At 65.7% G+C, this 6222-nt stretch carries 4 protein-coding genes; all 4 read right to left on the bottom strand.

Annotated features, from left to right (window positions below):
* Positions 1-530: glucokinase (locus AC1DGW_RS16675; protein ID WP_478025145.1), on the bottom strand; the 530-nt coding region annotated here is incomplete at its 3' end.
* Positions 531-875: 345 nt separating this feature from the next.
* A complete protein-coding gene (locus AC1DGW_RS16670) occupies positions 876-3185 on the bottom strand; it encodes a family 20 glycosylhydrolase (protein ID WP_478025143.1) in 2310 nt (769 codons plus the stop codon).
* Between the two features lie 106 nt (positions 3186-3291).
* Positions 3292-5964: a TonB-dependent receptor gene (locus AC1DGW_RS16665; RefSeq protein ID WP_478025141.1), complete on the bottom strand. Its 2673-nt coding sequence runs from the start codon at positions 5962-5964 to the stop codon at positions 3292-3294.
* Between the two features lie 91 nt (positions 5965-6055).
* The coding region (locus tag AC1DGW_RS16660; RefSeq protein ID WP_478025148.1) for a glucokinase at positions 6056-6222 on the bottom strand (167 nt) is incomplete at its 5' end.

Raw genomic sequence — 6222 nt, 5'->3', positions numbered from 1 at the left:
TCGGTGGCGAGCACGACGGAGCGGTCGCCGACGGGAATCCAGACGGCGGCGCCCAGGCCGGTGCCGGGCCCGACGATGAGGGTGGGGCCGCGCGGCGCTTCGGCCGGGCCGGTGAGCTGGAGGACCTGGCTGCCGTCGATGTGGGCGGCGGCGTGGGCGACGGCCTCGAAATCGTTGACCAGGTGCACGGCGTGGAAGCCGAGGTCGTCGCGGATGCGGTTGGCCGACAGCGGCCAGGGCAGGTTGGCGGAGATCACGGTGCCGTCGGCCAGCGCATAGCCGGCGGTGGCGATGACGCACTCGCGCGCGCCCGGAGCATGGGTGCGGAAGTCGGCGAGGATCTGGCCAAGGCCGGCGTGGTCGGCGCAGCGATACCTGCGATAGGCGAGCACATCGATGTCCGGCGCCGGACCGGCGATGGCACGGACCAGCCCCACCCGCACATGGGTGCCGCCGACATCGGCCGCGATCAGCGGCACGGCCGACGCGGCGACGCTCAGGTCATGGGCGGGACTGAAGCTGGCGACCACGCGATTTCCCCCGGATGTCTGCAGATCCCCTGGGAGCTGCGGTGTCCGGAGTTTCGGGGGTGCGTGACAACGATGTCAAGTTGCTTTGCAAAAAATTTTCAGATGGCAATCCATGCTGAAATAAAAAATAACCCAATGATTGCAATGGAAAAATTTATTTCAAAAGAAACTTGTCGCGAGAGTGTGGGAGCATTCCGAGTCGAGTTTGAAGATTCGTGAAATTTTTTCGCATTCCCTTGGAGGGCGATGGAGCCGTCCCGGGTTGACCTCCGGGGGTATCGCGTATGCAGGGAGCGATGCCCATGAATGAAGAGGCCACCGTTTCCGGTGGCCTCGCTGTGGTGCTCAGTGAGCGGTTTCCAGTTTTATCCAGTCCAGCGTCCACAGGTCCGGCCGGGTGTCGCCGGTGAAGCGGATGCAGAGGTCGGCACGCGCCGCCGTGGCGGGGAGCGGGGCTTCGAGTTCGACGAAGCCATCGGCACCGGGCGCGGCGGGCAGCGGCAGCGAGACCAGCGGCGTGCCCTTGCAGTCGGCCAGGATCTCCAGTTCGCCATGTGCGGTGCGCGCGGGAGCGAACTTGCGGCTGGACTCGTCGTGGGCCAGCTGGAAGTTGTAGGGAATGCGCCCGGCGCGGACCTTCACCGCACGCACGCCGGCCAGGTCGGCGTCCTGCCACAGCCAGCACGGGCTGAAGATGTTGACGTTGAAGATCGCGCGGTCGCCGTCTGCCGGGCCGTCGTCTTCCAGGCGCAGCAGCAGCTTGCCGTCGCCGGGACAGAGATCGAGCCGGGTGTCGTCGCGGACGAGCAGCGAATCGGCGGTGACGGCGAAGTGGCTCGTCGCGGCCAGCGGCCTGCCGTCGAAGAACGCCGCGGCATGGATGTCGGTCGGCAGGTTGACCTGCAGCGGCTGCGTGTAGCGCGGCGACGCGGCGGTCGCCTCGCTGCCATCCAGCGTGTAGTGCACGGCGTAGCCGAGCGGGTTGTCGAGCGCGACGGTGGCGGTGCCGGCGGCGCGGTCGCCCTTGTCATGCATGTCCACCCGGAACGGCGTCTGCGCGTACTGGATGCCCATCGCACGGTAGCGCTGCAGCTGGCGCGGCAGGCGCTGCAGGAAGCCGTCGAAACCGCGCTTTTCCTGCGGGCTCCAGCCGGTCTCGGCGACGGCGGCCAGGCGCGGGAACAGGTTGTGCTCCAGGTTGCGGTCGTTGCGGGTGTGCTCGGTGAACATGTTGGCCTGCAGGCCGAGGATGTGCTGGCGTTTGTCGACGGCCAGTTCCGCGGGCACCGGCTCGAATTCGTAGGCCTTCTTCAGCTCGATGGTGGTCGGGCGGCCCGGCGGTTCGTTCGGCGAGCGGGTCTGCAGGTAGTCCATGTACATGTGGGTAACCGGCGTCATCACCACGTCGTGGCCTTCGCTGGCGGCCTTCAGGCCACCCTCGGTGCCGCGCCAGGACATCACCGTGGCTTCCGGCGGCAGTCCGCCTTCCAGGATCTCGTCCCAGCCGATCAGGCGCCGGTCGTGCTGCTCGAGGAAGGTCTCCAGGCGCTTGATGATGTGGCTCTGCATTTCCATCTCGTCCTTGGCGCCCACCTCGCGCATGTGCGCCTGCACGCGGGCCGAGGCGATCCACTGGTCCTTGACCGCCTCGTCGCCGCCGACGTGCACGTAGCGCGCCGGGAACATGTCGATCACTTCCAGCAGTACGTTCTCGAGGAACTGCAGGGTGCTTTCCTCGGTGTTGAACAGGTTGGGGAACACGCCCCACTGGTTGTCGATGACGAGCGGCCTGTCGGTGGCGCCCAGTTCCGGATAGGCGACGATGGCGGCGGTCGCATGCCCCGGCACGTCGATTTCCGGAATCACCTGGATGTGGCGCTCGGCCGCGTAGGCGACGATCTCGCGGATCTGTTCCTGCGTGTAGTAGCCGCAGTAGCTGCGCGCCTTGCCGGTGGCCGGATCGCGGCCGGCGTCGCCCAGCGGCACGCGGCAGCTGCCCACTCCGGTAAGCTTCGGGTAGCGTTTGATCTCCATGCGCCAGCCCTGGTCGTCGGTCAGGTGCCAGTGGAAGGTGTTGAGCTTGTGCTGGGCCATGGCGTCGAGCAGCTTCCTGATCTCGTCCATGCTCTGGAAATGGCGCGCCGAATCCAGCATCAGCCCGCGCCAGCGGAAGCGCGGCGTGTCGTCGATGTCCGCGGCCGCGACGCGGCCGGGCATGTCGTCGGTAAGCAGCTGCGCGGCGGTGACCGCACCATAGAACAGGCCCACGTCGTCGCCGGCGCTCACGTCGATGCCGGTATTGGAAACCTTGAGCCGGTAGCCCTCGGCGGTATTGGTGGCCGAAGGGTCGAGACGGAAACGGATCTGCGCCTTGGCGGCGTTTTCGGCCACGGCCAGGGTCGGCCCGCCGTTCTGCGCCAGCAGCCATACGAACTGGGTGGCGGCGCGGCGTGCCGCCTCGTCGTTGCCGCCGGCACGGGCGGCATGCGCCAGCACGAAGTCCTTGCCGCCCGTGGCCTGGTAGCTGGCGGGCAGGGGAACAAGCGAGGGGGCGTGGGCGTTTTCCGCCGCCTGCGCGTGCAGGGCGGAAATGCCCAGCAGCAGGCAGCTGCCGAGCCAGGTTGCGCGACGGCGCATGCGGAGGGACTTCGTCATGGGCGGAGCTCCTGTGTTTTTCGGATGGTACTTACAAAAAACGCCGGGCCCGGAATGATCCAGGCCCGGCGCGTCACGCTGTCCGGCGATGTTGCGTGCCGGGGTATCAGTACTTCACGTGGAAGTTGATGTAGTACTGGCGGCCATTCTCGTAGAACGCGGTCGGAATGGAGGAGCTCTGGTAGTACTTGAACGTCGGGTTGTTGAGATTCAGCGCGTCCAGGCTGATGCTCAGCCAGTCGGTCGCCTTGTAGCTCAGCGAGGCCGACAGGGTGCCGAAATCATCCTGGTAGTACGGAACCGCACCCTGCAGGCCGATCAGGAACGACGAGCGGTAGGTGTAGCTCAGGCGCGCACCGAAGGTGTCGTTCTCGAAGTAGGCGCCCACGTTGTAGGTGTTCTTCGAGGTGCCCTGCAGGCTGTTGGTGCCGTCGGCCCAGGTGAACGAAGACTTGCCGTCCACATAGGTGTAGTTGGCATTGACGCCGAAGTTGTCGCCGATCGGCTGTTCGTATGCCACTTCCATGCCGCTGACCTTGCCGTCGACATTGATCGGCATCGCCACCTTGTAGGCTTCCAGCTTGTTGGTCAGTTCGCTGAACAGCATCTGGGTTTCGGTGTCGAAGCCCACGTAGTCCTTCAGGTTCATCGCGAACACGCCGACGGACAGCAGGCCGCGCGGCATGAAGTACCACTCCAGGTTGGCGTCGAAGTTGCTGGACAGCACCGGCTTCAGACGCGGGTTGCCGCCGCCACCGGTGCGGCTCAGGTCCGAACCCCACGACGAGGCGCCCAGTGCCGAGTAGTCCGGCAGGGTCTGGGTCTGCGAGGCGGCGAAGCGGAATACCAGGTCGTCGGCCAGGTCGAACTTCAGGTTGGCGCTCGGCAGCAGACGGCTGTGCTTGTTGTTGTACGACAGTGCCTTCCAGGACCCGAACAGGCTGCTGACGTCGATGTTGGCCGGATCGGAGACCGCCAGGTAGGTGTTGATGTCCTGGTCGACGTTGACGTAACGCAGGCCGACGTTGGCGCTCCAGCGATCACCGACGAAGTTGGCCTGGACGTAGGCGCCGAAGTTCTTCTCCTGCACCTTCCATTCGCCGCCATAGTTGTGGCGGCCGGTCGGGCCATCGTTGTTCGACAGCCAGGTGGAGTTGGCGAGGATGGCGTCCTGCAGCGCGCCCGGGGTGAAGTACCACAGGTTGCGCGGGAAGTTGCCACCGATGCCGCTGGCGAAGCCGCCCGGATAGTTGGCGGTGGCGCCGCTCTTGAGCGCGCTCCAGATGTCGCCCGGCGAGGCGCCTTCAGGCGACAGGGCTTCGCGCTTGTGGTCGGCATAACGGGCGCCGAAGTCGATCGAGCTCAGGGTGCCGTCATTGAAGTACTGGCTGAAGTCGGCGGTGAACCACTTCTCCTTGTCTTCGGCGGTCACCTGCTGGTTGCCCCAGGTGCCGAAGCTGGTCACGCCCGCCGGCGTGATGTCGCCGCCGACGCTCCAGTCCACCGGCGAGCCGATGCCATGGGTATTCCAGCTGGCGCCGCCGCCATTGGCCAGAGTCACTTCGGCGATGAACTGGCGCGGGGTCGAGCCGGTGCCCTTGGTCGAGCCGGCCTGGAACTTGGCGCTCAGGTTCTCGTTGACCTGCCAGTCGGCGTCCAGGGTGACGTAGCTGCTCTTGGCGGTGGCTTCGCGGTAGATCATGTCGTAGACCGCGTAGTCGGTGCCGGCCTTGCCGGCGTACTTGGCGTCGGTCAGCACGCCGTCCTTGACGGTGTAGCCGGCATCGGGCGCCTGGCTGTTGGCGAAATTGCCGCCCCACAGCATGAAGTTGCGGTTGTAGTTGTTGGCCTGCATCTTCGAGGTGAAGCCTTCCAGGCCCAGCGTCAGGTTGTCGGCCGGCTTGAACTGCAGCGACACCAGGCCGCCCTTGCGGTCACGGACCTGCTCGAACAGGGTCGAACCCAGCAGGGTGGGGGCCCAGACATCGACCAGGTCGGGGTGGGACTGGCCGAGCGCGTTGACCGTGCCATCGGCGTTGCGGCCGAGCTGGAAGAAGCCGGAGGGCAGTTCTTCCGCTTCGCGGCGCAGGTGACGCTTCTGCTTGAACGCCTGCACCATCACGCCGAAGGTGCCATCGTCGTTCTTGTAGTTGAACAGGCCCGACAGCTGCGGGTCGGTTGCCTTGGCCTGGTCCGCGCGGACCGCACCGATCGAGGCTTCGGCGGTGATCGGCTTGGCGAACTCGAGCGGCTTGCGGGTGATGATGTTGACGGTACCGGTGGTGCCGCCGTCCTGCAGCTTGGCCTGCGAGGACTTGCTCACTTCCACCGAACGCACGAGTTCGGACGGCAGCAGGGTGTAGCTGACGCTGCGACCGACATTGCTGCCCTGGCTGAGCACGAACCAGTCGGCCGAGCCGACGCTGTGGCCGTTGATCAGGGTCTGGGTCAGGCTCGGGCTGGTGCCGCGCAGGCTGACGCGGTCGGCTTCGTCGAAACCGCCTTCGCTGGCGGAGGACGAGCTGATGTTCACGCCCGGCAGGCGCTGCAGGGTGTCAGCGACGTTATGCGCCGGCAGCTTGCCGATGTCCTCGGCGGTGACGACTTCAAGGCGGCTATTGGCTTCACGCTTGGTGTCCAGCGACTTTTCCATCGAGCCGCGGATGCCGGTGACGGTGATGGTATCCAGGTCGGTCGCCTTGGGCTGCGCTTCCTGCGCGTGTGCGCTGAAGGCAAGGCAGCTGACGATGGCTGCCGAAAGCAGGGTCTTGCGATGCATGTTGTCTCTCCTCAACATCGTAAATGAAAGGCACTGGTGTGCCGCTTTACTTCTGGTCTTGCTGGTGCATCTGTTGCTTATGCTGCGAGGCTTACTTGGCCAACTTTTCCAGATACCAACTGGCCGCGCCGATGACGCCCAGTTGCCCGTGCTCGACCAGCTTCACGGGGATGCGCTGCAGCGCCTTGGTCATGGGCCCCTTGTTGAGGAAGCGTTCGACGAAGGTGCTGCCGATGAGGAACTGGCCGAGCTTGGGCA

The organism is Stenotrophomonas sp. 05N423, assembly GCF_056397145.1.
Note: the sequence above shows the minus strand (reverse complement) of the source record. Positions and strands in the feature narration are given on the sequence as shown.

Coding starts and splice junctions, on each gene's coding strand:
- AC1DGW_RS16670 (WP_478025143.1), bottom strand. CDS start 3,185: ATGACGAAGTCCCTCCGCATGCGCCGTCGCGCAACCTGGCTCGGCAGC.
- AC1DGW_RS16665 (WP_478025141.1), bottom strand. CDS start 5,964: ATGCATCGCAAGACCCTGCTTTCGGCAGCCATCGTCAGCTGCCTTGCC.